Origin of the sequence: Bacillus sp. RC240, assembly GCF_044907945.1 — a bacterium.
Classification (GTDB): Bacteria; Bacillota; Bacilli; order Bacillales; family Bacillaceae_G; genus Bacillus_A; species Bacillus_A mycoides.
On the sequence record NZ_JBIYCT010000007.1, the window covers coordinates 59,459 to 85,429 of the forward strand.

Here is a 25,971-nt window from a genome sequence, read left to right on the forward strand (position 1 = left end):
AAAACCGCTATTATTAGCGGTTTTTTCTTTTCCTTATGTAAATCCACACAATAAATGTTACAATTGCCGAAACTAATAAAATCCATATTCCATAATGATGGAAACTATATTCAACAAAGCGCCACTTCTCTCCCAGTTTCCAACCTAAGCCAATAAAAACACTTATCCAAATTAGTGCACCACCGTAAGCATACAAACAAAACCGCCACAATGTTAAATTTGAAACTCCAGCAAAATATGCTGTTAAATGACGTACTCCCGGTATAAAGTAGCCAATCATTAAAAGAAATGGACCGTATTTTTCAAATAAAATATGTGTTTTTTCAATATGATGTTCCTTAATTCTAACTTTCGGACCATATTTTTTTAAAACAGGGAGCCCAAGTTTTAAACCTAATATGTAACTTAATGTAATGCCAAGCATTGCACCTGCCATTCCACTTAAAAAAGCAGCTGTTCCTGACATAACTCCTTTTGAAATGTTATATCCGATAAAAGTCAATAAAAACTCATCCGGTATAGGTAATCCAACAATCCCGCCAGCTAAAGCTATAATAATTCCAAAATATCCATAATGTGCGATTAACTCGCCAATATGTTGTTCCATTCGGAAGACACATCCTATACACGATCGTTATTCCATATTGTGCCCATTCTATCTTTAAGACAAACATGGTATACATATTCACTATACATTGTTTTTATAATGAACTCTACTTCTATTCCATTCCTTAAACAGAGATTTAATCAGTGGGGTTTTTTATCCATCCCAACTGATTATTAGCCTGAACCAATCGGGATTTTACGGGCAGCAGGGCTCCTACTTAGCTTCCCTGCATTCGCTAAATTTTGGTGTAGGAGTCTTACTGCCTATAAATAGCGAGATAAAAAAATAAAAATTCATAGGCTTATTTTTTTGTTACAATAAAGGGAAGTTACTTTTTGCAACGGTTTAACTCTCAAGAAAAATGATATATCTAGCAAAAACATAGTTTGGTCTATATAATGCAACTTCTACCTATTAGAGTAACATGCACCCTTTTACATACAACATCATTTTTCTAAATTATACAGGGGGAACGAACATGACCATTGAAAAACAATTTATCCAAAAGATTTACTATAAAACATTTTTAACAGAAGACTCTTCCATTCCGGTAGCGGAAGTACTCGGTGAAGCATATATAAATGAATCAAAAAATGAATTCTCCAACATATCTAATATTCGCTTTGCACAAGGTGAAGTTTATTTCCAAACTAACGACTTTGAAGCCGCTATATTCAAATGGGAGAAAGTAAATAATGAACTTGCTCTCTGGGCTATGAAGAATATTGCAGATGCTTATTTCGAATTAGATTTCTTACCAAAAGCAGAAGAAATTTACAAATCTATCCAAACAGAAGATACAACTCTTACGATGGAAGTTTCCCTACAACTTCTTTCTCTTTATATCGAGCAAAATCGTTTAGGTCTAGCATTTAAGACGATTAGTGACGCTGTTGCGTTTCAACCGGACTATCCAAATATTACTGCAATCGCTCGATCGTTCTATGAAAAACAAGAAGATTGGAATAATGCTATTGAACTAGCGGTTCAAGAAGGAATTCGAACTAAATCTTTACACTGGTTTGATACTTTAATCAATTATGTAAACAGAGGCTTTACTAACAAGATAAAACCTGAGTATTTCTATGAATCTTTAAAAGCCTTATATGCTATTGATCAAGTTCAGTTTAAAGAACTTGTTATTTCACTTTGGAACAGCTATGAAAATGAATCATTCCATCTACCTTGGATTCAAACAATAAATCACCTATTCTTACATATTGAAGTAGATGCTAATGATGATTGGAATGAAATTTCTAATCGCTATCAAGAGACGTACTTCGAATTGATTACTGGACAACATTTCATGCACGAATTACAAGGACTTGTACCAGATTTATTAACAAATTGGTTTAGTTTAACGAAAGCGGAAGATTCTTTACTTGTCTCCGCAGCAGTATTAGCATGGAATGAAATTTCACCGACAACTCTAGAATCATTACTCGTAAAAAGCGCATTTGCCTTACTTTCAAATGCATCAGCTCATGCAAATGTTGATATGGCAGACGTATCAGCATTATTTGAAACGATTGCTGTATGGGCTGAGAAGAATGATGTAGATTTAGGTCATCAATTCACACTACTTGTTCGTGAGTTATACGATTTAACTGTTACACAACTTCTAGTAGCAGGAGCTAGCGATTATGATAAATCAGCCTTTATTAACTCTATACTAGGAGAAAATATATTAAATGAGGCTATAACAACTTCAATTACATTTAAAGATGATAGTCAAACTGAAATAACTGAGCTTACAGAACTAGATATACGAAATATACCAAACTTTGACGAACTTCATAACATACTAGCGGTACCTTCTCAGTCAAAACTAGAAAGAAAATGTATTGAAGTTAAATTACCAAGTAGATTTTTACGAAAAAATAAGTTTTCATTCCTTGTCACACCTACTGTGCATGGACAACTTGACAAAAACAGCTCTCACTTTGAATACTTACAGGCAGCAGATAGTCTCATCTATGTACTAAATTCAGCTTCACCATTACATGATGAAGAGCTCGATACATTATTATATATTCGTGAGCAAGTACCAAATTTACAAATTAAATTCGTCTTACAAACAATTGATACGAATACTAGTGAAAATATCACGAACAGCATTAAAAAGAAAATACTCGTACATTTCCCAGAAGCACACTTTTTCCCTTACTCTCCTTCACAAGAGAGTAGTGAACAGCTAGGTAACGTAACAGACTCTATTCTTTCTAACCTTACTCAGCGTAACGTGGAAAAAGAACGCATTGAAAAATTATTATGGTTTATCCAAAAAACAATTGCATACCTTGTAAATGAACGTGTGGAATTAGAAAATACGTTAGTGAAATCCGTTCGCTGGAATAAACATATTTTAGTAAAACTTGATGGTTTTATTAATAATCTTACTGCCATTCAAAAAGATAAAATTCGTTCTATTACAGAATCTTATCTCTTAACGAAAGAAGAGATTACGCAGGATATACATTCTCAAATTCCTGAATTGTTGCAGAGTTGCTCTGACCTCGTTCAAGAAGATAGTGATTTCAAACTGGTCCATGAAGAACTAAATGTAGCAATGAATGAAAGAATTCAAAAACATGTACAGCAAGTGCTCCTTCCTAAGTTTACTGGGTCTATTCAAGAATGGATTGAAACTGCTCATAATGAATTCATTCAAGCTCAGGCTTATTTAGATGAAATGAGCGATACCTTTAATAAGCTCTATGAGGAAGAGCGTATTAAACTTCCTTGTGATTTCAAATTACTAGATGACTGGGATAGAGATGTTGCAAGAATGACGAATAGAATTACAGTAGCTAACATCAATATTTTATTACGCTTTACACCGACACAATTTTTCTTAAAAAGTGCAGGAAAGTTATTCGGTAATATGCAAAAAAATCAATCTATGCTATCAAATAAATATAAACAATATATTGAAACAGAAGATTATACAGAAGTTGCTCAGATGATTTCAAAACAATTCTTCCTACAATTTGAAGTGTTTGAAGGTGCGCTAGAACGGGATATCATGATGTTCTTTAAAGACCCTCTTAGCATATTGAAACAAACCGTAGAAGCGGCCCAACTTGAAATACAAGAAGATGAGCAAACATTAACAAAGCTAAGAACGAACCCAGAAACTTATCATGATCCTTTAACACTCTTTAAATTGCAATTGTTACAACGAAAATTCATGTTAAATATCGACCAAAATAATGAACATATTGCTTCACAAGAAACAATAAATAAAACACCAACTGTTTAAATAAGAAAAACCAAGCAACTAACTCGCTTGGTTTTTCTTATTTTTAATCTACAATTTTCACATGTTCAAATGGATAATATATCGCCATGAACTTTCCTAATACTTCTGTTCTATCAATGAGCCCTAAGCCGTTCCTACTATCCCTACTAACTAAACGATTATCTCCCATCACAAAAATTTTATTTTTAGGAATTGTAATCGGTCCAAAATCTTCAGTTAAATTGATAAGTAATTTTTCTGCCTGTTTTTTATTATTCTTTAAATACTCTTCATTTTTCACTTGATGATTAACATATAATTGATCATTCTTCATCTCAATTACATCTCCTGGCAATCCAATAACTCTCTTCACGTAGAAATTATCTGTCTTCACGACAATAATATCCTCTCTCTCATAACTTTCAAATCTCTTTGCAAGTTTATTAATAATTACTTTATCTCCATCTTGTAACGTCGGCCTCATCGATGCTCCTTTTACAGTCGTAGGGAAAAACAAAAAGATTTTTGCCAAAAACACTAATAAACATGCAATTGCAATTATTTCAAAGAATTCACGCAAACGTTTTTTCTTTTGCATCATTCCACCATCTCATCATCTTTTTATTTTTATTATAAGTACTCCGACTAGTTAATTTCCACAAAATTCTGAATTATAACATTAGAATATTACAAATATAAAAATAATATTCCCTATAAATTCACTATTTTTATATACTATGTTTTCCATCTATCAAACAGGACTTTTCCTATGAAATTTATGCTTAGAAAGTATAAATTACTGCACAAATTAAACAAACAAATATAATAGCATAGCAATAAAAAAGATACTCTCAAAATAGTCTATCAACTATTTTTGAGAGTATCTTTTTATAATCCTACATATACAATACACATCTGCGCTGCGACATATGTAAACCAAATCCAAAGCGGTTCATACTTCAGTTTGCGCCCTCCGATATCTGTCACGCCGATAATAAAATCAGAAATCACAAACAGTAAACCACCAAGTGCTGGTATCCACCATATTCCTATATTCTCGTAATATAAGGCGAATGCAAAACATGCCATTCCTCCAACCCACAAACCGTAAATTAGAGCGCCTATTGTAAAAAGTTTGTCTTGTTTTTCATTTCGAATAAAGAAAAACCACCCTATAATTAGAAAGAGTCCGTATACGAGTAAACCGATCCAAAAACCATTCCATGAAATACCTGTTTGTAAAAATGCTTTCACATAGAAACAATGTGCAAGAGCGAAAGTAACCATTCCTCCAATTAATCGATGACCAATTGGAATTAATCCTGCCATAAATAAATCCCCTACAGTTGATAAAGTCATACCGAGTGCAACCCACGTACTGTACTCAGCCGATGGATCTTGTAACCATATCCAAATTGCACTTCCTGTTAAAGAAAAACTAAGAATAAGACGAACGGCTAAAGGTAACGGCATATTATTTCTCGTTCTCTTCGTCTGTCCTATTGCATAAATTGCTCCCATTAAAAAAAGAATAATTTGCCCGACTAACACAATGTAAAGTACATTCATAATATGTTCTCCTCAATAAATGCTTTATTCTATCTTTTTTTCGTTACATATATCACATTCTCCTTTTTCTATGTAAAAAAAGAAGAACAATACTATTCTTCCATTTTAATCGTTTTTCTGTTCTCTATGCTACTTGTTTTTCTTGCTCAACTTTCTTTTTAACCGGGTTACGATTTACTACAATAATTCCCGCTGCGACACACGCTAAACCAAATAGTACAAAGGAATGGATTGCTTCCCCTAAAATTAGACTTGATAGTAGTACACCAAAAACTGGTATAAAGAACATATACATTGAGACTTTCCCTACTTTGTTATACTTCATAATTGTATTCCATATACAGAATCCGGCTGCTGATAAGAACGATAAATATATGAGCATAAGTATTGCATGTAGATTAAATATGAATGGCATCATTCCAACTTGAAATGCACCTATACATAGCAACCCCATTGATCCGAAAATCATCTGATATGCTGTCATATACCCAATATCTAATGTTTTACTACCTTCTTTCGCTAATATGTTTCCATACGAATACATCATGGCTGCCCCAAGAAGTAATAAGCTACCTATTCCAAAATGAAATGATAAACTTCCATCACTCGGTACATTCACTAAAATCACACCGCAAAAACCGATAGCTACTCCAATTACTTTTCGCCTATTTAGAGCATCATCTTTATATAAAAAGTGTGCGAGTAAAATTTGAAAGAATGATGATGTTCCTGAAATAATCGCTCCTTCAATTCCTGAGCTGTAACTCATTCCAATATAAAAACATATATATTGAAGAAAAGTTTGAAACAAGCCAATTTGAACTAACTGCTTTCCTGTTCCTTTTTTGAACTTCATATCTTTTCCTAACGCTTTAAAAAATAATAAGAGCATTACACCAGATAAGAAAAAGCGATAGCCAGCAAATAATATTTGTTCCCCGACTTCTTGTGGCTGAATTCCAAGTTCAGCATAGCTTAATTTAATAAAGGGAAATGCGCTTCCCCATAAAAATGTTGCTACTATTGCAGCAATAAACACGCCAATCGGATGGGTAAAAAATTTCTCTGTCTTCAACTTGATGTCTTCCTTTCCGACCTTTTTATGAACAATATTCATATATACCAAAGGAAATGCGAAAACACAAGTTTTCAGTTTATCCCGCTATTCGCCGGGCAGTAAAACTCCCACCTCCAAATTCGGCTGGGGCAAAGAAGTTAAGTGGGAGCCCTGCTGCCCGTAAAAGCCCGATTGACGAGGGCTAATAATCAGCGTGGGATGAACAAAACCCCCACTAATTAAAGTTTCACTTTATACTAAAACAAAAACATATCATCTAAGAAAAACATATGCTATACTATAGAATAATTACAATATAATAACTATTAAAACCAGATTCAACAGAAATGCTGCTATCCATTATGGATGGCAGCTTTCGTCGTTTTATAGGGGTTTCGATTTTGATTCTTTTTCTCAATAAGAATTCGGAAGGAGCGAGTATTAATGAACGTAGAAGTAAAAACATTACAAGCACAAAAAGATATTTCTCATCCCTCTTTATGGGATACATTAAAGAAACATTATGAACTTATATTTGCAATCGCATCTGGTATTTTTATTTTAGCTGGTTGGTTATTCACAAAAAATGATGCAATAAGTGCAGGTATTACTTTATATATCCTTGCTTATGTAGTTGGAGGATTTGCAAAAGCAAAAGAAGGTATTGAAGACACAATTGAAGAGAAAGAGCTAAATGTTGAAATGCTCATGATTTTTGCAGCTATCGGCGCCGCAGTTATCGGTTACTGGGCAGAAGGTGCTATTTTAATCTTCATCTTTGCATTAAGCGGAGCAATGGAATCTTATACATTAAGTAAAAGCCAAAAAGAAATTTCCGCGCTTCTTGATCTACAACCTGAAGAAGCATTACGTATTTCAAACGGAATTGAGGAACGTGTTCCAGTTGAACAATTACAAATTAACGATATTATTTTAATTAAGCCAGGTGAGCGTGTTCCTGCTGATGGCACAATTCATACTGGTGAAACAAATATTGATGAAGCTGCTATTACAGGAGAACCCATTCCGAATGAGAAAAAATTCGGCGATGAAGTATTTGCCGGCACTGTAAATTTACGTGGTGCTATTGAAGTTAAAATTACGAAGCCGAGCGATCAAACATTATTCCAAAAGATTATTCGTCTCGTTCAAAGTGCACAAAGCGAAAAATCCCCATCACAACTATTCATCGAAAAATTTGAAGGAACATACGTAAAAGGTGTACTACTTGTTGTTGCGCTTATGATGTTTGTTCCTCATTTCTTACTTGATTGGAGTTGGAATGAAACGTTTTATCGCGCGATGATCTTACTTGTAGTCGCTTCTCCTTGTGCGCTAGTTGCAGCCATTACACCGGCAACTTTATCAGCAATTTCAAACGGAGCGAGAAACGGTATTCTCTTTAAAGGTGGTATTCATTTAGAACGTCTAGCTTCAGTAAAGGCGATTGCCTTTGATAAAACAGGAACATTAACACAAGGAAAACCTACTGTAACAGATGTATATGTTCGAGAAGGCATAGCAGAAAGTGAAGTACTTTCTATTACAGCAGCGATTGAAAGTCACTCTACACATCCTTTAGCAGAAGCGATTGTTAAATATGCAAAACATGCTTACGACATTACGATAAAAAAACCAGAAAACGTTGAAGATGTAACTGGTTTTGGATTAAAAGGAATATTAGAAAACAAATCTTATAAAATTGGTAAAGCTGATTTTATTGGAGAAGAAACAAAGACATTTCATAATGGCATTTCTGCTTCACTTGAAAAAGAGGGGAAAACTGTCGTTTATATTAGTGATGAGGATGGTATTCTTGGACTGATCGCTTTAAAAGATACCCTTCGCCAAGAAACGATAGCGGCTATTCGTGATTTGCAAAGCATTGGTGTCGAAGCAATCATGATTACTGGTGATAATGAAGAAACAGCAAAAGCAATTGCCAATGAAAGTAATATAAAAGAATATTACGCATCATGTTTACCGGAAACAAAAGTTGAAACGATAAAGCAGTTAAAAGAAAAGTACGGCATAGTCGCCATGGTTGGAGATGGTATAAACGATGCACCTGCACTCGCTACTTCTAGTATTGGTGTTGCAATGGGTGAAGGAACAGACGTAGCATTAGAGACTGCAGACGTTGTTCTTATGAAAAACGAATTATCTCGTCTCTCTCAAGCAATCCGTTTATCAAAACGAATGAACCGTATTGTGAGGCAAAACGTTATCTTCTCTTTAGCTGTCATTGCAATGCTGATTTGTTCTAATTTCTTGCAGTTTTTAGCTCTTCCATTCGGTGTTATTGGACATGAAGGAAGTACCATTCTTGTAATCTTGAATGGCTTACGATTATTAAAAGGAAATAAGTAACGGGTCCCTGATAAAGGACCCGTTTTTTTTTAATGGTAGCTATTGTGACCGTTCGCACTACTGCTCGTTTTATGCTTTGGATGCGAACTGCTCTTTTGTTTATTATTACTTTTATTATTGTGGTTCTTTTTATTATTACTCATGAAATATCCCCCCTGTTCCCTTTTATTATGGAACAAGAGCTCATTTTTCATTACGGGAATTATTGTCACCCGTTCTATAATGATGGAGTAAACCATTAATTTCACCGCCAAGTAAAATTACCCACGCAGTTAAGTAAAACCATAACATTAAAATAATGATACCACCGAGACCACCATATGTATTAGCGTAATTTGCAAATTTATCTACATAATAGGCAAATGAGTACGATACCACAATCCATCCTACAGTAGCAAATATTGCTCCCGATATGACTTCTCTTCGCTTTAATTTCCGATCAGGCGCAAATGTATATAAAAAGCTAAACAAAGCGATTAAGACAAAGAAACTTGCTACTAAACGCGTAATACTCCAAACATAAGAAAAACTATCCGATAAACCAATTGCTTTAAACACGGCTGCCCCAATCACTTGTCCAAATACTGGGACGATTAGTGCAAACACAATCATAAAAATTATCGCTAACGTGAACACGATAGATAAAGCTCTTGTTTTAATAAAAGAACGGGTTTCTGTTACATCATAAGCACGGTTAAAAGCGTTCATAACCGCATTCACCCCGTTTGAAGCAAACCATAACATCGATAGTAAACCGAATGATAATAAACCACCATTTTGTTCGTTTACAACTTTATCTACGTTTACTTCAATTAAATTCATCGCATCTTCTGGTACGTACGGTTCTAATAAATTGAGCACACTTTCTGTTTGAAGGTCAATAAAGCCAAGAAGCGTAATTAAGAAAACAAGCCCAGGGAAAATCGCAAGCAAGAAGAAATAAGCGAGCTGTGCTGCTAAGCCCGCTACATCATCGCGCATCGTCCGGTCATATAAATCTTTCCCAAACGAAAAAGTGCGATTTCTTTTTGCTTTTTCTAGAAATTTCCTCATATTTTTTAGACGCTTTTCTTCTCTTCTTTATTTTGCTTTAGCTCAATGTATGCTTCAGTTTTTTTTTCCTCTGCATTTGAGTCTTTCATAAATAATTCACGCGCTTCTTTCATACCACCATCTTCAGCTACCACTGGCTCTTCTTCTGCTTTAAGCTCATCTACCTTTGGAGATACAGCTTGAATTTCAATCGTTTCCGGCTTTTCTACTGGCACGATTTTTTTCTTACTAAAAATTTCTTTCGTTTCTTTTAACGTTTCTACAACAGACGGCGTCAATTTTTTGATTTCTGCTACTTTCGCTTTCACTACATTAAAATCAGCAAGTTCGCGTCCTTTATCTGTAACAGTTTGCACTTTTTCTTTTATCTTCGAATTTTCACCAATTTCAATCATCTTTGTTTTTGCTTTTTCTGCCGTGTTTTTTACTTTTTCACGGTTTTCTTTCTTTAACATAGATACAGCTACACCTGCAGCTACACCAATCGCAATGTTTCGAGCAATATTATTTTTCTTTGCCATATTCCTTCACCCTTTCATTTCTTATATTAGAAAGTATTACTTTCTAAGCTTCCTCATATTCCTTGTTCATTTCGAATGAAAGCTACTAGCTTTGCACACCCTTCTGTTACAAGGTCATACACTTCTTGGAAGTTCCCTGTAAAGTAAGGGTCAGGAACGTCTGTCCAGCCACCGTCTGGAACAAAATCGGACAGTCTACCAATATAGCCTCCAGTTTTACCAAAACTTTTTAAATCCGCTATATTCTTGTTGTCCATGGCAATAATATAATCAAACTTTGTTAAGTCTTCTTTTTCTACTTGCCGTGCTTTAATTCCTTCAAAAGAGACTTCATTTTCTTTTAAAATTTTTTTTGTTCCTTTATGTGGTGGATGACCAATATGCCAATCTCCAGTTCCTGCAGAATCAATGACAATTTTCTCTTCGAGTCCCTCTTTTACGACAAAATCTCGAAAAATTGCTTCTGCCATTGGAGAACGACAAATATTCCCAAGACAAACAAACAATACTCGGACCATATTTTTGTCTCTTCCCTTCTTGGTGCATTTCTTAATATATATCTATAGTATAAACAACCAATTATTAATTATAAAGGAAATCCCTACTAATTTAATAGGATTGAAAAGTTTCATTAACGAAAATGATAAAAAAATGTTAAGATAGCCTTATGTTATTTTAAAGGGGGACACTTCGGTGGATTTATCCGTAAAATCAGAAGTAAACGTTGAATATATGGTAGAAGCTATTAAAGAAAAATTACGCATGGTTAATGCTGGAGCAATGAGAGCTGCTAGTTTTAACGAAGAAATGTACGAGGACTTACGTGACATTTATGAGCACGTTATGAAACGTGAAACATTCAGTATTAGTGAAATGCAAGCTATTACTGAGGAATTAGGTACATTAATTAAAAAATGACAAAGAGCCTCACGTATTCGAGGCTCTTTTAATTTCAACAAATTCATGACAACTCTTCTCTTTTCCTCCTCACATTCTAAATTACTGTACAATGAAAGTAGAACCTCACCTTAGATTTTTTCTCCATACATACTACTCTAAAAAAATTGCCACACTACCATTGCTAACTGTTTTTACTGGAGGTGCTTACTTATGAGCAATTGGTACAGTAAGACGAAAAATCAAACATTAATCGACCTAGAAACAAATGAACAACACGGTTTAACAGATAAAATCGTAAATGAACGTTTAAAGCAATATGGTTCTAATGAATTAGCTACCAAGCAAAAACGTACTTTATGGCAGCGCGTTTTCGCCCAAATTAATGACGTCCTCGTATATGTCCTTATTATCGCTTCCCTTATTTCCGCCTTTGTAGGTGAATGGGCCGATGCAAGTATTATCGCGCTCGTTGTAGTTTTAAATGCTGTTATTGGTGTAATCCAAGAATCGAAAGCGGAACAGGCTTTAGAAGCATTGAAAAAGATGGCAACACCTAAAGCTATCGTAAAGCGAGATGGTGAACTAAAAGAGATTCCATCTGAGCACGTCGTTCCAGGTGATATCGTTATGCTTGATGCCGGACGATATATACCATGTGATTTACGGCTTATCGAAACTGCTAATTTAAAGGTTGAAGAATCTGCTCTAACTGGTGAATCTGTCCCCGTTGATAAAGATGCAGTCTACCATCCTTCCATGCAAAGTGATGAACAAGTACCGTTAGGCGATCAAAAAAACATGGCTTTTATGTCGACGCTAGTAACATACGGACGTGGCGTCGGCGTTGCTGTTGAAACTGGGATGAACTCACAAATTGGCAAGATCGCTACCCTTTTACATGAAGCAGACGATGATATGACACCACTTCAAAAAAGCTTAGCACAAGTAGGAAAATATTTAGGATTTGTCGCTGTAGCTATTTGCACTACTATGTTTCTCATCGGTTTTTTACAGGGCCGGGATACGTTAGAAATGTTTATGACCGCAATTAGTTTAGCTGTTGCAGCCATTCCAGAAGGCTTACCAGCTATCGTTTCCATCGTTCTTGCAATTGGTGTTCAGCGTATGATTAAACAAAACGTTATCATTCGTAAACTACCAGCTGTTGAAGCTCTCGGTTCTGTCACAATTATTTGTTCAGATAAAACAGGTACATTAACTCAAAATAAAATGACCGTTACTCACTTTTATAGTGATCGCACATACGACCAGCTAGAAAATTTGAATGTAAATAATGATGCACACCGTCTATTATTAGAAAATATGGTTTTATGCAACGATGCCTCTTACGGTGCCGACTCACAAACAGGGGATCCTACAGAAATTGCCCTTCTTGTTGCCGGAAGCTCTTTTAACATTCAAAAAGATCATTTAGAAAATAAACATGAACGTGTTAACGAATTGCCTTTCGATTCTGATCGTAAAATGATGTCAACTGTACATACGTACGATGAAGGCTACTATAGCATGACGAAGGGTGCTATTGATAAACTTTTACCTCACTGTACCCATATCTTTATAAATAATAAACTTGAGGTCCTAAAAGATTCTGATAAAAATCAAATATTAGAAGCTGCCGGGTCAATGTCGCAAGAAGCCTTAAGAGTACTTTCATTCGCATATAAACGATACGATTTAAACGATATGGATATAAATCATCTCGAAGAAAATCTCATCTTTATCGGTCTTGTCGGTATGATTGATCCACCACGTACAGAAGTAAAAGATTCAATTACAGAATGTAAAAAGGCTGGTATTCGCACAGTTATGATTACGGGTGATCATAAGGATACCGCCTTTGCAATTGCCAAAGAACTTGGCATTGCTGAAGAAATATCTGAAATCATGATTGGAACTGAATTAGATACCATTCCAGATACAGAACTAGCAAGTAAAATTAATCACTTAAATGTATTCGCTAGGGTCTCTCCAGAACATAAAGTGAAGATTATAAAAGCATTACGTGCTAAAGGAAATATCGTTTCCATGACTGGTGACGGTGTAAATGATGCTCCATCTTTAAAACAAGCAGACGTTGGAGTAGCAATGGGAATTACAGGAACAGATGTCGCAAAAGGCGCAGCAGATGTAGTTTTAACAGACGATAACTTCTCATCTATTGTGAAAGCTGTTGAAGAAGGAAGAAATATTTATCGTAATATTAAAAAGTCTATTCTCTTCCTACTCTCTTGTAACTTCGGCGAAATTATAGCTCTCTTTTTAGCTATTTTACTCGGCTGGGCAACACCACTACGCCCTATTCACATTTTGTGGGTAAATTTAATTACAGATACACTGCCTGCATTATCACTCGGTGTTGATCCTGAAGATCCAGATGTGATGAAGGAAAAACCACGACATGCGAAAGAAAGCTTATTTAGCGGCAGCGTTCCTTTTCTTATTTTCAATGGGGTTGTAATTGGACTTCTTACTTTAACAGCCTTTATCGTTGGGGCAAAGCTCTATACAGGAGATACAAATTTATTTCCTCTCTTCCCAGATCAAATTGATGAAGACGCTCTATTACACGCCCAAACGATGGCATTTGTCGTTCTTAGTTTTTCTCAACTCGTTCATTCATTTAACTTACGTTCAAGAACGAAATCAATTTTTTCAATTGGGATATTTACAAATAAATATTTAGTCTTCTCATTTCTAATCGGTGTTCTTATGCAAGTGTGTATCATCTCCATCCCACCTCTTGCCAATATATTTGGTGTGCATGCATTAACAATGCGAGATTGGGGATTTGTTCTCTTGTTAAGTATCATTCCGCTTGTTGTGAATGAAATCATTAAATTAGTTAAGAGAAACTAAAAGGCAATGAGGACTGTTCCTCATTGCCTTTTCTTTATCCTTGTAATTCTTTTTTGATGTTCTCTGTTAATGTAGCCATGCGCTTGCGGCTTTCTTCACGCTCACGTTTATTTTGCTCTTCAATTTGTTGTGTTTCTTGCATACCTCTTGAAATAATGTTCCAAGTTTCCTCAAGTGTTTCCATCTTAATACTAGAAGAACCTGATAATCTCGCTACTTCCACACTTTGAGTTGCGATATTTTGTGCATTTTTCTTAAGTAATTCATTTGTACGGCGATCAAGTTCAGCCATAGAGTCCGCAACAAGCTTTTGACGTTTCGCATTTACCGCTTGAATGATACCATTTTTAAAGATAGGAATCGTTGTAATAAATGCCGTATTGATTTTACCGATTAATTTATTGTTACCGCGTTGAATCATACGAATTTGTGGTGCTGTTAATAGAGCAACCATACGAGCTTTTTCTAAATCATCAATACGTTGTTCTAAAATTTCAACAGAGTTTTTAAGCGATTCTAATTCAATACCCGCCAACTGATCATTATTACGTATGCGCTCTTCGTACATCGGAACTAACTCTGTATTTAAACGCTCTAATAACATTTCCCCAGCTACTACGTATTTTTCTAAGTCTAAATAATACTTTAAGTTTTGCTCATATAAACCATCTAACGTACCAATTGATTTTTTCATTTCATCTTGATACTTCGTAATTTCTACGTATACTTTATCCATCTCGCGACCCATCGTCTGATACTTACTAAAGATTTGTTCAATCATTTTATCTGCTTTTTTGAACATACGTGAGAAGAAACCACTTTTCTCTTCCGCAAAGTCTTTACTATCAAATCTGTCCATAATTTTACCGAGCTGCTTTAATAATTCACCTGAGTCTTCTACTTTCGATAAAGACATTGTATGTAAAATTTGATCAGCGAAACGTGAAATTTCCATAGAAGGTTCTTTTCCGAGTTCAATTAATTCTAATTGATCTTTAATATCTACTGCGTTATAAATACGTTGCACTTCTGCATCTTGTCTAAGTTGCAAGCGAACATCTTGTGCGGTTTGCTCATTCAATTCTGTTTTCGAATCTAGTACGACTGGGTTATTCATATGGTATTCTCCCTTTCCTTATAAAAATGGACGAAATAGTCCTTTTATTGTTTGTGATAAATTTTTATAGGCTGATGAACCATGAAATTCAAGATCGAAATTAACTTCTTCAAGCCAATGTGAATCAAATGCTCCTGATTGAATATACGGTTCAATATCGTTTCTCCCCGTTGGATTAAAGTGGAATACATCTACTCCAATTTGATTTAAAAATAGTAATAACACAGCATCAGAACGACTTAATTCTCCGCTCTTCTCATTATTAAATATAACAATTTTCGGTACTTCTTGCGAATAATCAAATTTCTCAAGCTGCTCTAAAATGTTCGGTGGTATTTGAGAGAGTTGTGCGAAAACATACAGTGCTACATCTTGTTTCGTCTCTTTCGCAATTGGTTTACACATTTCACTTTCGCACGTATGGATCATTGCTTCTGCAATACCATGTTGTAATCCTTCTGGTAAACGCTTATGTGGCCACCAATGGCTGTTCATAATTAAATCCGGATGTAACTTCCCTGCGCGGTCCAATGCATCTCGATAATGATATTGGAAATTCGCTTTTTGTTCTTTCGTAAACGGGAATGTATTAATCAAGAAACTGTTATCAAATGATGTAACAGCCTTTAATCGCTGAAAATATTCTTTATCATTCTTTGAAACACCTGATATTTTTGCAAATAAAGAAGGAATATAAATATGCTTATTTTCAACAAAGAATGTTGGACGTACAAATGCCTTTTCTTTCGTAATTAAAAAGAGTTCATCGTACGTCGTTTTGAGCGTACGGGCTACAGGTGTATACGAACGGAATTGCCATGGTTTATATAATAATGAATTATCGTGGTGAAGTACTTGCTCGATTTCTTTTGAAGCTTGATAAGCTACCGTTGCGACGCGTTCACGACGCCGATCAGGAAATGGTTCCAATGAAATACGGCCTGAATGAGATACGACAAAGGTCTTTCCTTCCTCATCTACACTCTCAAATCCATCTTTTCCTTCTGGGTGATAATAAAGCACATCGCAACCGAGCATAATAAGAAAGTATAAGAAATATATACGGCTCTCCGTCGCATCACCGTACCAAACGACACGCGGCATTTGTTTCTTATAATTAATCGTAGAGAACCACTTCGCTACGTAATTTTCACTTAATTTAATCATATCGATTAAGAAACGCCGGAATCCTTCTGTTTTTAAAGATTGATTATGTTGTTTCTCATACAATTTCAATACAGAAATAAACGTCGTATGTATATAATGCTGTAAATCAGGATTGTCTACTTGCGGTAATAGTTGTTTTCCAGACAAATGTGCTACAAGCCTATTTACTGTAAGTCCATTCGGCGCTTCTTGATGTAATGCAAAAACTTCTTGAATATGGCGCAGTTTTTCGGGATCAATCACCTTATTTAAATTTTGTTCATGCAAAACCTCGATCCCTTTTGCTTCATTATAATCAAATAGTTCATTGAAATATTCATCTACATCATTCGGAACACCAAGAATGCGACTTGCTATGTAACTAAATTTCATCTCATTCTCTGTCAGTTCATATTGTGGGCGTTTTTCTAAAAGCGCTTCAAATTGCTTTAAATCTGATTCATCTTTTAATGCACATGGTTGAAGTGTAAAACGTGAAAACACAACAGTTCACCTCCAAAAACATTTACGTTTTTTATAAAGTCTCTCTTCTATTATAAACTATTTTTAGTTATAAAAAATGGGCGCTCGCATAACGAGCAAACCCATTTCAATTATTTATGTTCATTTTTAGTAGCTGCAACTTCTTCTTTAGCTTGTCCAGAATTCTTCATGTAGTGAAGTATAAATGTTGCTCCAAACGCTATAACTAAAATAATAAAGAACAGCATATGACTTACTTCAATATGAACGACAGACAGTAGCATTTTTGCTGCAATAATTAAGATTAAAATATATGCTGTCGTTTCAAGTTCTGGAATACGCTCTAACAATTTTAAGAATACGCCAGCGATACCGCGCATCATTAAAATACCGAGCATTCCACCTAATAGTAAAATCCAAACTTCATTCGATACACCAAATGCAGCAAGTACACTATCTACAGAGAACGCAATATCCATTAACTCAACCATCGCAACCGTTCCCCAGAAGACACCAAACATTCTGAAGAGAATACTATTTTGGTTCATACCATGAGCTTCCTCTTCTTCTGCATTACCTTTTCGTTTATCAATGAAGTATTTAATTGATAGCCAAGCTAAGTAAAGTGCACCTAACACTTTTACCCATGCCAATTTAATTAAGAACATTCCGATTCCAATTGCAATAAAACGAAATACATAAGCTCCAATAAGTCCATAGAATAATGCTTTTTTTCGTTTTTCTTCTGGAAGATGTTTTACCATTACCGCTAACACAAGTGCATTGTCAGCAGATAATAACCCTTCAAGTACAACAAGTGTACCTATTAACCCCCAAGATACTGGATCTTGTAACACTTTAATCCACATGTCCAAGTCGAAAAACTGAGCATACGTATCAAGGATTCCTTGCAAAATACTCATCTTACCTTTATCCCCTATTCTTTGCTAGATTTATAGAAAGGTCAAAAAAAGGAAACGAATGCCGTTTCCCTTCTTACGCATCCAAGCCATACGCTCTTACAAGTGCACCTAATCCACCTTGGAATCCACTTCCTACTGCACTAAACTTCCACTGTCCATTATGACGATATAATTCACAAAAGACAACTGCTGTTTCAATGGAGAAATCTTCCCCTAAATCAAAACGAAGAACTTCTTCGTTTGTTTCTTCATTTGCTAAACGAACGAATGCATTTGCAACCTGTCCAAAGTTTTGATTACGGCCTTCACCATCATAAATTGTAACTGTAATAGCAATTTTATGAACATCTGCTGGAACCTTTTTCAAATCGACAACAAGTTGCTCATCATCACCGTCACCTGCACCTGTACGGTTATCTCCTGTATGTAAAACTGATTCACAAGGAGACTGTAAATTATTATAGAAAATAAAATCAGTTTCCTTCGTACATTTCCCGTTCGCATCTAATAAAAAGGCAGATGCATCTAAATCAAAATCAGATCCACCATCATAAGATTTAATATCCCATCCAAGACCAATTACTGCTCTTGATAAACCTGGGCTTGTTTTAGCTAAATCTATTTTCTGTCCTTTTTGCAATTGAATAACCATATATATTCACCTCTATATTTTAATTTTTAAAAATATATCCATCAGTAAATACGCGTTTCACTGATGGATATATAAATCTATTACTCTACATCTAAACCAAAGTTATTACATAGAGAACCTAATCCACCTTGGAATCCACTTCCGATTGCATTGAATTTCCATTCACCTGCGTGACGGTATAATTCGCTTACTACTACAGCTGTTTCAATAGAGAAATCTTCTCCTAAATCGTAACGAATTAATTCTGCATTCTTTTCTTCATCCATAATACGTACGAAAGAATTAGAAACTTGTCCGAAGTTTTGACTGCGGCCTTCTCCATCATAAATTGTAATTGTGAAACAAATACGCTCAATGTTAGCAGGAACATTTTTTAAGTCTATTTTAATTGTTTCATCGTCGCCTTCACCTTCGCCTGTACGGTTATCTCCTAAATGCTCTACAGCACCATTCGCACCTTTTGGATTATTATAGAAGACGAAATCCTCTGCTCCTGAAACTTTACCGTTAGCACCTACTAAGAAGATACTAACATCTAAATCGAAATCGTTTTGTCCATCATAACGATTCGTATCCCAACCAAGTCCTACAAGAACTTTCGAAAGACCTGGATTTGTTTTTGTTAAGTCTACCTTTTGTCCTTTTTTCAATGAAATAGATGCCATATTATACTATTCCTCCTTGGTTTATTTTATTGGTAACGTGATACAATTTCACTTAAGTTTTTATCTTGTGTTCCTTCTCCCACTGCTGAAAACTTCCATTCGTTTCCATGTCGGTATATTTCACCTGCAATTAAAGTCATTTTGCCAGCATAATTATCTGACAAGTTATAACGCGCTAATTCTTCACCTGTTTGTGGGTTTTGAATACGAATATATGCATTGCGAATCATCCCAAAATCTTGACGACGATTTACACAGTCATAAATATTTACAACGAATACTAGACGATTAATACGGCTCGGAACTTTATGTAATTCTACGAAAATTGTTTCGTCGTCACCAGCGCCTTCACCTGTTAAATTATCTCCTGAATGAATGATACTACCACAAGTAGAAAGTTTGTTGCCGAAGTAAACTAAATCATTTTTGTTTAAAAAACGATCCCCTTCTAACATAACAACTGATGCATCACAATCTACATTTGGTTTACTTCCAAATAATGAAGACAGAAATCCACCTGATTGCCCAATTGGATCCCAGCCTAAGCCAACCTGCATTTTCGCTACTCTAGGTTGTCCTTTCGTTAAATCAATCTTTTGTCCTTTTTCTAAAATAATAGGCATGAAGTTTCTTCCTTTCTACAAAGCATTTTCCAACTCGGAAAACATTGTATTCTTCTCTTATATTGTAGCATTATTTATCTAATGAGAAAAAGGATAAATTCTCAATTATATGAAAACAGATACTATATTTATTTATACTGATGTAATAAGTGGTAAATAGAGCCAATCATTCCTGCACAATTACCGCTTTGCGCAAGTTTAATCTCACAATTACTATAAATCTCTTGATTTAAGTATGTTCCTATCTCTTCCTTCACTTCATTTAAGAAATCATCGCCTCTTTCAGTAATTCCCCCACCAATAATAATCATTTTCGGATTAAAAATATAAGCAAGATTGCTAATACCAATCGCCAAATGTTTAAAGAAAATCTTCACGGCTTGAGTAACACCGCTATCACCCTTATCATATAATTCGAAAATTGTTTTACCATCCCACTCCTTTTTACCTTTATATCTTCGTACAAGACGAATTAATCCCGAAATTGAGGCAACCTCCTCAAAAGATTTCCCTTCTATTAACATGTTCCCCCATTCCCCAGCGCCAAACGAATGTCCACGGTATAACTCTCCATTTATAACAATTGCTCCACCAATGCCCGTTCCAAGCGTAAGCATAATAAAATCGCTTTCTCCCCTCCCTGTACCTTTCCATTTCTCTCCTAAGGCTGCACAATTAACATCATTTTCAATAGATACAGGAACTTTTAATACTTCTTGTAATCTCTCAACAATAGAAATATTAGCATAACGTGGAATATGATCCACACCTCCCGTTATAACTCCTTTATTAATATCAACAATTCCCGCTGTACTAATACCAATTCCGGAAATAGTATATTCAGTCATTAACTTTTTTGATAAATATATAAGCTTTTGAACAATTTGTTCCCCGCCCAAGTGAATTTCTGTCGGGACCTTTTTATGTATTAGTACTACACCTATTTCTGAAACAATTCCATATTTAATTTGCGTACCACCAATATCAAATGCAATATATTCTTTCATCCGTTGCCACTTCCTCTACTGTTATGAGTGTAAATTCTCCATCACTCTACTGTCTGCAAGGAATTTACATTAACTCTTTTCTCCCTTTAGAAATACACCACCTTTTTCTATTTATAGTTTTTTTTGCATAAAACTCTTTTTCCTATGAAATATTACAAAGGGGTGTATTTTAGATGGAACAATAATTTTTTCTTCAGGAGGAAAACAATGACAAAAATATTCATTTTAGCATCAACACTTTCTTTATCCTTTTTTAGTGGCTTAAATATTGGTAATGCTGCAACTGAAAACTTCAATCCAATAACAAACGCTATTGTACAACATAACGATAATTTAGCAGAAGGTAATTCAAAAGATAATAATAAACCTCCAGGAAACAATGGCTCTCAGGACGATAGTGGTTCTGGTGGCAACGGTTCTGACGGCAGTGGCTCTGGTGGCAGTGGTTCTGGTGACAATGGTTCTGGTGACAATGGTTCTGGTGACAATGGCTCTGGTGGCAATGGCTCTGGTGGCAATGGCTCCGGTGGCAACGGTTCTGGCGGCAACGGTTCTGGTGGCAGTGGTTCTGGCGGCAGTGGTTCTGACGGCAATGGCTCTGGTGGCAGTGGTTCTGGCGGTAACGGCTCTGGTGGCAACGGCTCTGGCGGCAGTGGTTCTGGCGATAATGGCTCCGGTGGCAACGGTTCTGGCGGCAACGGTTCTGGTGGTAGTGGTTCTGGCGGCAGTGGTTCTGACGGCAATGGCTCTGGTGGCAGTGGTTCTGGCGGTAACGGCTCTGGCGGTAACGGCTCTGGTGGCAATGGCTCTGGCGGTAGTGGTTCTGGCGGTAATGGCTCTGGTGACAGTGGTTCTGGCGGCAGTGGTTCTGGTGGCAATGGTTCTGGTGACAGTGGTTCTGGCGGCAGTGGTTCTGGTGGCAATGGTTCTGGTGGCAATGGTTCTGGTGGCAACGGTTCTGGTGGCAATGGTTCTGGTGGCAATGGTTCTGGTGGCAATGGTTCTGGTGGCAACGGCTCTGGTAGCAACGGCTCTGGTGGCAATGGTTCTGGTAGCAGTGGCTCTCAGGGAGGTAACCGCGTTAAAGGCGACAGCAGTTCTCAAGGTGGTAATGGCTCTCAGGGCGGCAACCGTGTTAAAGGCGATAGCGGCTCTCAAAGCGGTAACGCAAAAGATAATGCAACAAAACAAGGCAATAAGTTGCCTAATACTGCAACACATTATCCTGCATCTATTTTAATGGGACTTTCAACATTCCTAATTGGTGTGTTACTATTTATTCGTCGTAAAAACGCAAAATAAAAAAAATCATCCTTCCATCTAAAAATACATGAAACAGATTATAAAGTGAAACTTTAATCAGTGGGGATTTTGTTCATCCCCCACTGATTATTAGCCTTCACCAATCGGGCTTTTACGGGCAGCAGGGCTCCCACCTAACTTCTTTGCTCCAGCCGAATTTTGAAGTGGGAGTTTTACTACCTGGAAAATAACGGGATAAAACTAAAAAGGACTTTGATTGCATTTTATTATGCAATCAAAGGTCCTTTTTGTCATCTAGTAGCAAGAGTATTAATACGCTTTTCCCCAATACACCATCTGCTTCGCTTTTTTACTACAGCAAATACATTCGTCAGCTAAACTTTCTTGTTCGAACGGAATACAACGTGAAGATACTCCAATTTCTTCTTTTAGTTTTTCTTCACAAGCTAGTTCTCCGCACCACATCGCTTTAATAAACCCTTGTTTTTCATCAACTATTTTTTTCATCTCTCCGAAATTCGTCACACTATAAGTACTCTCATCTCTAAATACTTTTGCTTTACTAAATAAAGAATGATGAATCTCCTCAAGTAATGATGGGATGCGCTCTTCTAATTGATCCATTGCTATAAACTCTTTTTCTTTCGTATCTCGCCTTACAAGTACAACTTGATTCTTTTCAATATCCTTTGGACCAACTTCTAATCTAATTGGAACACCCTTCATTTCATACTCATTAAATTTCCAGCCAGGTGTTTTATTGCTAGCATCTATTTTTACACGTGCAACCTTCTGAATACGTCCTTGCAACTCTGTTGCTTTGTCTAACACACCTTCTTTGTGCTGAGCAATAGGAACGATAACAACTTGTACTGGAGCGACTTTCGGTGGCATTACAAGTCCGTTATTATCGCTATGAACCATAATAAGTCCACCTATCATTCTTGTTGATACACCCCAAGATGTTTGATGTACGTATTGCCATTTACCGTTACGATCTAAAAACTTAATATCAAATGCTTCAGAGAAATTCGTTCCAAAGTTATGAGATGTTCCTGTTTGAAGTGCTTTTCCATCATGCATTAAACTTTCAATCGTATAAGTTGCCTTCGCTCCTGCAAACTTTTCTTTTTCTGTTTTTTGCCCTTTAATAACCGGAATCGCTAAATACTCTTCACAAAAAGCAGCATATAGATTTAAAATATTTAATGTTTCAATTTGAGATTCTTCTGCCGTTTCATGAATCGTATGACCTTCTTGCCATAAAAATTCAGTTGTACGAAGGAATGGTCTCGTCGTCTTCTCCCAACGAACTACTGAACACCACTGGTTATATAACTTTGGTAAATCATTATATGATTGAACAATTTTTGAAAAATGCTCACAGAATAGAGTTTCAGATGTAGGGCGTATACAAAGTCTTTCCGCCAATTTCTCATCTCCGCCATGAGTAACCCACGCTACTTCAGGAGCAAATCCTTCAACATGATCTTTCTCTTTTTGTAATAAACTCTCTGGAATGAACATTGGCATGTACACATTTTCATGACCAGATTCTTTTAATTTTTCATCCATCACTTTCTGCATATTTTCCCATAATGCATAACCGTATGGACGTAAAATCATACAACCTTTCACACTTGAATAATCAACAAGCTCCGCTTTTTTTACAATATCGGTATACCACTGAGCAAAGTCTTCTTCCATTTTCGTAATGGCTTGTACTTGTTCTTTTACCATAGTTATTCTTCCTCCTTTAGAAAATAGAAAAAGCCCGCGTCCCCAAATAGGGACCGAGCTTTGTCGGCGTTACCACCCTGATTCATACACAAAAAAATTGAGTATGCTCTCTTTTTGATAACGGGAATTTCCCGCTGCATATGCAGAACTCAAAGGTAGGTTCCATATCGCCTCTTTAAGAATCTTCCAGCCAAAAGGATTCTCTCTCTGCAAAAAGGTAAGACATGTACTATTCCTTTTTCATCGTTATAACAAAATAAATTTGTTGAATATCATAATATAAATTTTATTTCAAAACAAGAGCCAATTTTCTTATTTTTATACATTATTTTCAATTATCACTGTTTTATACGTAACTTTTCCGAACTATTTTTACAAGTTGATGAGCAACCATACCAATTAGTGTACCAATTAAAACGAAGAAACAAATAAATCCGTATCCCATTCCTTCCCAACCACCAATAGCGATCATTGTTACAGGAAAGAAAGCTAAACAAAGAAGTACTAAACTAAGTGCAAATATAATATCAAACTGTTTGTCTGGAAAACGTTTCTTTAGTAAATATGACATAAAAAATACAAGGAGAACGGTGACTCCACCAATGATGTAAAAGATACCAAATCCATCTAGCCAATCCATAGTATTCCCTCCTTCCATTCATTCCCTTATACTTATTATATGTTTAATTTTTCTGAAAATAAATAACAAAATTTTATTCAAAAATATATTTTTATTACCAGGTATTAATAGTAATATATAAAAATAGGTTTTATATAATCAGGAGGGAAACTTTATGGATAAAGCATTAACAAATCGCGTCATTATTTTATCTTTCGACTGCTTATCAGCTTTAGATTTTCCTATATTACAAAAACTACCTAATTTCCAAACTTTAATAAAAAGGGGCGCGATTGCGAAAAAAGTGGAGCCAATTTATCCTTCTGTAACATATCCAAGCCACTCAACAATCGTAACCGGTAATTATCCTAATAAGCATGGCGTTGTCAGCAATACATTACTTCAACCAGGACGTGATTCACCAGATTGGCATTGGTATCGAAAGTCCATTAAAGGAACAACTTTATATGATGAAGCACGCAAAGCAAATTTAACGACAGCAGCCCTTCTATGGCCTGTTACTGGAAGAGCAAATATCGATTACAATTTACCAGAAATTTTTCCAAATAGAGCGTGGCAAAATCAAATTTTAGTTTCATTATTTAGCGGTAGCCCGCTATATCAATTAGATTTAAATCGTCGTTTCGGCCATATACGAAATGGATTGTCACAGCCTGAGCTTGATGATTTCGTCCTTGCTTCTGCCGTACATACAATCCGGACGAAAAAGCCTAATGTTATGTTTGTACATTTTACTGATTTAGATACGCAAAGACATTACCATGGCTTCGAGTCCGAGGAAACAGTAGCTGCAATCCATAGACACGACGAACGCCTTGGAAAAATTATTCATGCATTAAAAGAAAGCGGGATATACGAAGAAAGTACAATTATTGCACTTGGCGATCATAGCGCTTTAAGTGAAAACAAAGCAATCCAATTAAATGTCCTATTCGGTCAAAAAGGACTTATATCCGTAAATAAAAGTGGAAAAATACACGATTGGAAAGCTTATTGCCAAAGCTGTGATGGATCTGCCTACGTACATGTAAAGGATAAAAATGATACTGAAACGATTAAAGAGATTCAACTTCTTCTTGAAGAGCTTCTTCAGGATAAACAAAATGGAATTGAATTTATTCTGCACGATGAAGATGCAAAAGAACGTGGTGCTGATGGTAATTGCTTATTTATGCTAGAAGCCATGGAAGGTTATTACTTCATTGAAAATTATACAGGTGATTTCATAAAAGAAATTACTAAAAAAGATGTTACTTCTAGTAAGAAATATACATTTGGAACACATGGATATTCCCCAACAAAACCTAACTATGAAACAATTTTTATGGCTGCTGGGAAAGGCATTCAAAGTGGCGTTACAATCCCGTATATGAGACTGATTGATGAAGGTCCCACTATTGCTAGGTTACTCGGTTTGCACTTAGGTGAAACAGACGGAGCAATTGTAGAGGATTTACTTCAATTGTAAAGAACTGTGTATATATGTAAAAGTTATGTAAAAATCATCACTGTTTCTC

22 protein-coding genes and 1 other annotated feature are annotated in these 25,971 nt (G+C 35.7%); of the genes, 6 read left to right on the top strand and 16 right to left on the bottom strand.

The features are described 5' to 3' along the window. Positions 1–13: 13 nt before the first annotated feature. Positions 14–607 (bottom strand): DedA family protein, encoded by a 594-nt coding sequence (locus ABH955_RS21005; RefSeq protein WP_002091181.1) that lies wholly within the window; start codon positions 605–607, stop codon positions 14–16. A 478-nt stretch (positions 608–1,085) separates the two neighbouring features. On the opposite strand from ABH955_RS21005, the gene ABH955_RS21010 reads away from it, so the two are divergent. Then, positions 1,086–3,869: a tetratricopeptide repeat protein gene (locus tag ABH955_RS21010; protein WP_404449294.1), complete on the top strand. Its 2,784-nt coding sequence runs from the start codon at positions 1,086–1,088 to the stop codon at positions 3,867–3,869. A gap of 43 nt (positions 3,870–3,912) precedes the next feature. Here the strand turns inward: ABH955_RS21010 and lepB are convergent, their stop codons facing one another. The 3 genes from lepB to ABH955_RS21025 form a co-directional block, all read right to left on the bottom strand. Beyond that, on the bottom strand, positions 3,913–4,449 hold the full coding sequence (lepB, locus tag ABH955_RS21015; RefSeq protein WP_002010249.1) for a signal peptidase I: 537 nt from the start codon (positions 4,447–4,449) through the stop codon (positions 3,913–3,915). Between the two features lie 287 nt (positions 4,450–4,736). Further along, complete coding sequence (locus ABH955_RS21020) at positions 4,737–5,417, bottom strand: lysoplasmalogenase (protein WP_002063659.1); 681 nt, start codon at positions 5,415–5,417, stop codon at positions 4,737–4,739. Positions 5,418–5,541: 124 nt separating this feature from the next. Continuing rightward, positions 5,542–6,492, bottom strand: coding sequence for a DMT family transporter (locus ABH955_RS21025; protein WP_061676181.1), 951 nt, complete (start codon positions 6,490–6,492; stop codon positions 5,542–5,544). 426 nt (positions 6,493–6,918) lie between these two features. Here ABH955_RS21025 and ABH955_RS21030 point away from each other — a divergent pair, with 426 nt between their 5' ends. After that, a complete protein-coding gene (locus ABH955_RS21030; protein ID WP_404449297.1) occupies positions 6,919–8,844 on the top strand; it encodes a heavy metal translocating P-type ATPase in 1,926 nt (641 codons plus the stop codon). 183 nt (positions 8,845–9,027) lie between these two features. Here ABH955_RS21030 and ABH955_RS21035 read toward each other — a convergent pair whose 3' ends face one another. Genes ABH955_RS21035 through ABH955_RS21045 form a run of 3 tightly spaced genes read right to left on the bottom strand, consistent with a single transcriptional unit; the run spans position 9,028 to position 10,936 of the window. Next, on the bottom strand, positions 9,028–9,897 hold the full coding sequence (locus ABH955_RS21035) for a YihY/virulence factor BrkB family protein (protein WP_002063656.1): 870 nt from the start codon (positions 9,895–9,897) through the stop codon (positions 9,028–9,030). 5 nt (positions 9,898–9,902) lie between these two features. Next, positions 9,903–10,418, bottom strand: coding sequence for a DUF4075 domain-containing protein (locus ABH955_RS21040; protein WP_002063654.1), 516 nt, complete (start codon positions 10,416–10,418; stop codon positions 9,903–9,905). A gap of 53 nt (positions 10,419–10,471) precedes the next feature. Next, positions 10,472–10,936 (bottom strand): low molecular weight protein-tyrosine-phosphatase, encoded by a 465-nt coding sequence (locus ABH955_RS21045; protein ID WP_002139513.1) that lies wholly within the window; start codon positions 10,934–10,936, stop codon positions 10,472–10,474. Between the two features lie 175 nt (positions 10,937–11,111). Here ABH955_RS21045 and ABH955_RS21050 point away from each other — a divergent pair, with 175 nt between their 5' ends. Beyond that, complete coding sequence (locus tag ABH955_RS21050) at positions 11,112–11,336, top strand: DUF1128 domain-containing protein (protein WP_113937976.1); 225 nt, start codon at positions 11,112–11,114, stop codon at positions 11,334–11,336. Between the two features lie 192 nt (positions 11,337–11,528). Continuing rightward, a complete protein-coding gene (locus ABH955_RS21055) occupies positions 11,529–14,195 on the top strand; it encodes a cation-translocating P-type ATPase (protein WP_404491620.1) in 2,667 nt (888 codons plus the stop codon). A 34-nt stretch (positions 14,196–14,229) separates the two neighbouring features. On the opposite strand, the gene ABH955_RS21060 is transcribed toward ABH955_RS21055, so the two are convergent. From ABH955_RS21060 to ABH955_RS21090, 7 genes are all read right to left on the bottom strand, one after another. Further along, positions 14,230–15,312: a toxic anion resistance protein gene (locus tag ABH955_RS21060; RefSeq protein ID WP_002029585.1), complete on the bottom strand. Its 1,083-nt coding sequence runs from the start codon at positions 15,310–15,312 to the stop codon at positions 14,230–14,232. 18 nt (positions 15,313–15,330) lie between these two features. After that, the gene (locus tag ABH955_RS21065; RefSeq protein WP_016093408.1) at positions 15,331–16,962 is read right to left on the bottom strand and encodes a YceG family protein; all 1,632 of its coding nucleotides are present in this window, start codon (positions 16,960–16,962) and stop codon (positions 15,331–15,333) included. Positions 16,963–17,072: 110 nt separating this feature from the next. After that, on the bottom strand, positions 17,073–17,864 hold the full coding sequence (locus tag ABH955_RS21070) for a TerC family protein (RefSeq protein ID WP_002139507.1): 792 nt from the start codon (positions 17,862–17,864) through the stop codon (positions 17,073–17,075). Between the two features lie 73 nt (positions 17,865–17,937). Next, complete coding sequence (locus tag ABH955_RS21075) at positions 17,938–18,516, bottom strand: TerD family protein (RefSeq protein WP_002010227.1); 579 nt, start codon at positions 18,514–18,516, stop codon at positions 17,938–17,940. An 80-nt stretch (positions 18,517–18,596) separates the two neighbouring features. Continuing rightward, the gene (locus ABH955_RS21080; RefSeq protein WP_002010225.1) at positions 18,597–19,181 is read right to left on the bottom strand and encodes a TerD family protein; all 585 of its coding nucleotides are present in this window, start codon (positions 19,179–19,181) and stop codon (positions 18,597–18,599) included. 26 nt (positions 19,182–19,207) lie between these two features. Further along, positions 19,208–19,804: a TerD family protein gene (locus tag ABH955_RS21085; protein WP_404491621.1), complete on the bottom strand. Its 597-nt coding sequence runs from the start codon at positions 19,802–19,804 to the stop codon at positions 19,208–19,210. A gap of 128 nt (positions 19,805–19,932) precedes the next feature. Then, complete coding sequence (locus ABH955_RS21090) at positions 19,933–20,811, bottom strand: ROK family protein (protein WP_404491622.1); 879 nt, start codon at positions 20,809–20,811, stop codon at positions 19,933–19,935. A gap of 207 nt (positions 20,812–21,018) precedes the next feature. Here ABH955_RS21090 and ABH955_RS21095 point away from each other — a divergent pair, with 207 nt between their 5' ends. Next, entirely contained in the window at positions 21,019–22,113 is a 1,095-nt protein-coding gene (locus ABH955_RS21095; RefSeq protein ID WP_404491624.1) for an LPXTG cell wall anchor domain-containing protein, read from the top strand. 270 nt (positions 22,114–22,383) lie between these two features. On the opposite strand, the gene proS is transcribed toward ABH955_RS21095, so the two are convergent. Then, the gene (gene proS, locus ABH955_RS21100; protein ID WP_404446788.1) at positions 22,384–23,814 is read right to left on the bottom strand and encodes a proline--tRNA ligase; all 1,431 of its coding nucleotides are present in this window, start codon (positions 23,812–23,814) and stop codon (positions 22,384–22,386) included. 45 nt (positions 23,815–23,859) lie between these two features. Continuing rightward, positions 23,860–24,067: a binding site (T-box leader), on the bottom strand. A gap of 93 nt (positions 24,068–24,160) precedes the next feature. Then, positions 24,161–24,454 (bottom strand): YesK-like family protein, encoded by a 294-nt coding sequence (locus ABH955_RS21105; RefSeq protein ID WP_002124993.1) that lies wholly within the window; start codon positions 24,452–24,454, stop codon positions 24,161–24,163. Positions 24,455–24,608: 154 nt separating this feature from the next. On the opposite strand from ABH955_RS21105, the gene ABH955_RS21110 reads away from it, so the two are divergent. Beyond that, a complete protein-coding gene (locus ABH955_RS21110; protein WP_404457657.1) occupies positions 24,609–25,922 on the top strand; it encodes an alkaline phosphatase family protein in 1,314 nt (437 codons plus the stop codon). Positions 25,923–25,971 lie beyond the last annotated feature (49 nt).

Coding starts and splice junctions, on each gene's coding strand:
- ABH955_RS21030 (WP_404449297.1), top strand. CDS start 6,919: ATGAACGTAGAAGTAAAAACATTACAAGCACAAAAAGATATTTCTCAT.
- ABH955_RS21060 (WP_002029585.1), bottom strand. CDS start 15,312: ATGAATAACCCAGTCGTACTAGATTCGAAAACAGAATTGAATGAGCAA.
- ABH955_RS21045 (WP_002139513.1), bottom strand. CDS start 10,936: ATGGTCCGAGTATTGTTTGTTTGTCTTGGGAATATTTGTCGTTCTCCA.
- ABH955_RS21070 (WP_002139507.1), bottom strand. CDS start 17,864: ATGAGTATTTTGCAAGGAATCCTTGATACGTATGCTCAGTTTTTCGAC.
- ABH955_RS21040 (WP_002063654.1), bottom strand. CDS start 10,418: ATGGCAAAGAAAAATAATATTGCTCGAAACATTGCGATTGGTGTAGCT.
- ABH955_RS21080 (WP_002010225.1), bottom strand. CDS start 19,181: ATGGCATCTATTTCATTGAAAAAAGGACAAAAGGTAGACTTAACAAAA.
- ABH955_RS21010 (WP_404449294.1), top strand. CDS start 1,086: ATGACCATTGAAAAACAATTTATCCAAAAGATTTACTATAAAACATTT.
- ABH955_RS21110 (WP_404457657.1), top strand. CDS start 24,609: ATGGATAAAGCATTAACAAATCGCGTCATTATTTTATCTTTCGACTGC.
- lepB (WP_002010249.1), bottom strand. CDS start 4,449: ATGATGCAAAAGAAAAAACGTTTGCGTGAATTCTTTGAAATAATTGCA.
- ABH955_RS21020 (WP_002063659.1), bottom strand. CDS start 5,417: ATGAATGTACTTTACATTGTGTTAGTCGGGCAAATTATTCTTTTTTTA.
- ABH955_RS21095 (WP_404491624.1), top strand. CDS start 21,019: ATGACAAAAATATTCATTTTAGCATCAACACTTTCTTTATCCTTTTTT.
- proS (WP_404446788.1), bottom strand. CDS start 23,814: ATGGTAAAAGAACAAGTACAAGCCATTACGAAAATGGAAGAAGACTTT.
- ABH955_RS21085 (WP_404491621.1), bottom strand. CDS start 19,804: ATGCCTATTATTTTAGAAAAAGGACAAAAGATTGATTTAACGAAAGGA.
- ABH955_RS21005 (WP_002091181.1), bottom strand. CDS start 607: ATGGAACAACATATTGGCGAGTTAATCGCACATTATGGATATTTTGGA.
- ABH955_RS21075 (WP_002010227.1), bottom strand. CDS start 18,516: ATGGTTATTCAATTGCAAAAAGGACAGAAAATAGATTTAGCTAAAACA.
- ABH955_RS21105 (WP_002124993.1), bottom strand. CDS start 24,454: ATGGATTGGCTAGATGGATTTGGTATCTTTTACATCATTGGTGGAGTC.
- ABH955_RS21055 (WP_404491620.1), top strand. CDS start 11,529: ATGAGCAATTGGTACAGTAAGACGAAAAATCAAACATTAATCGACCTA.
- ABH955_RS21090 (WP_404491622.1), bottom strand. CDS start 20,811: ATGAAAGAATATATTGCATTTGATATTGGTGGTACGCAAATTAAATAT.
- ABH955_RS21035 (WP_002063656.1), bottom strand. CDS start 9,897: ATGAGGAAATTTCTAGAAAAAGCAAAAAGAAATCGCACTTTTTCGTTT.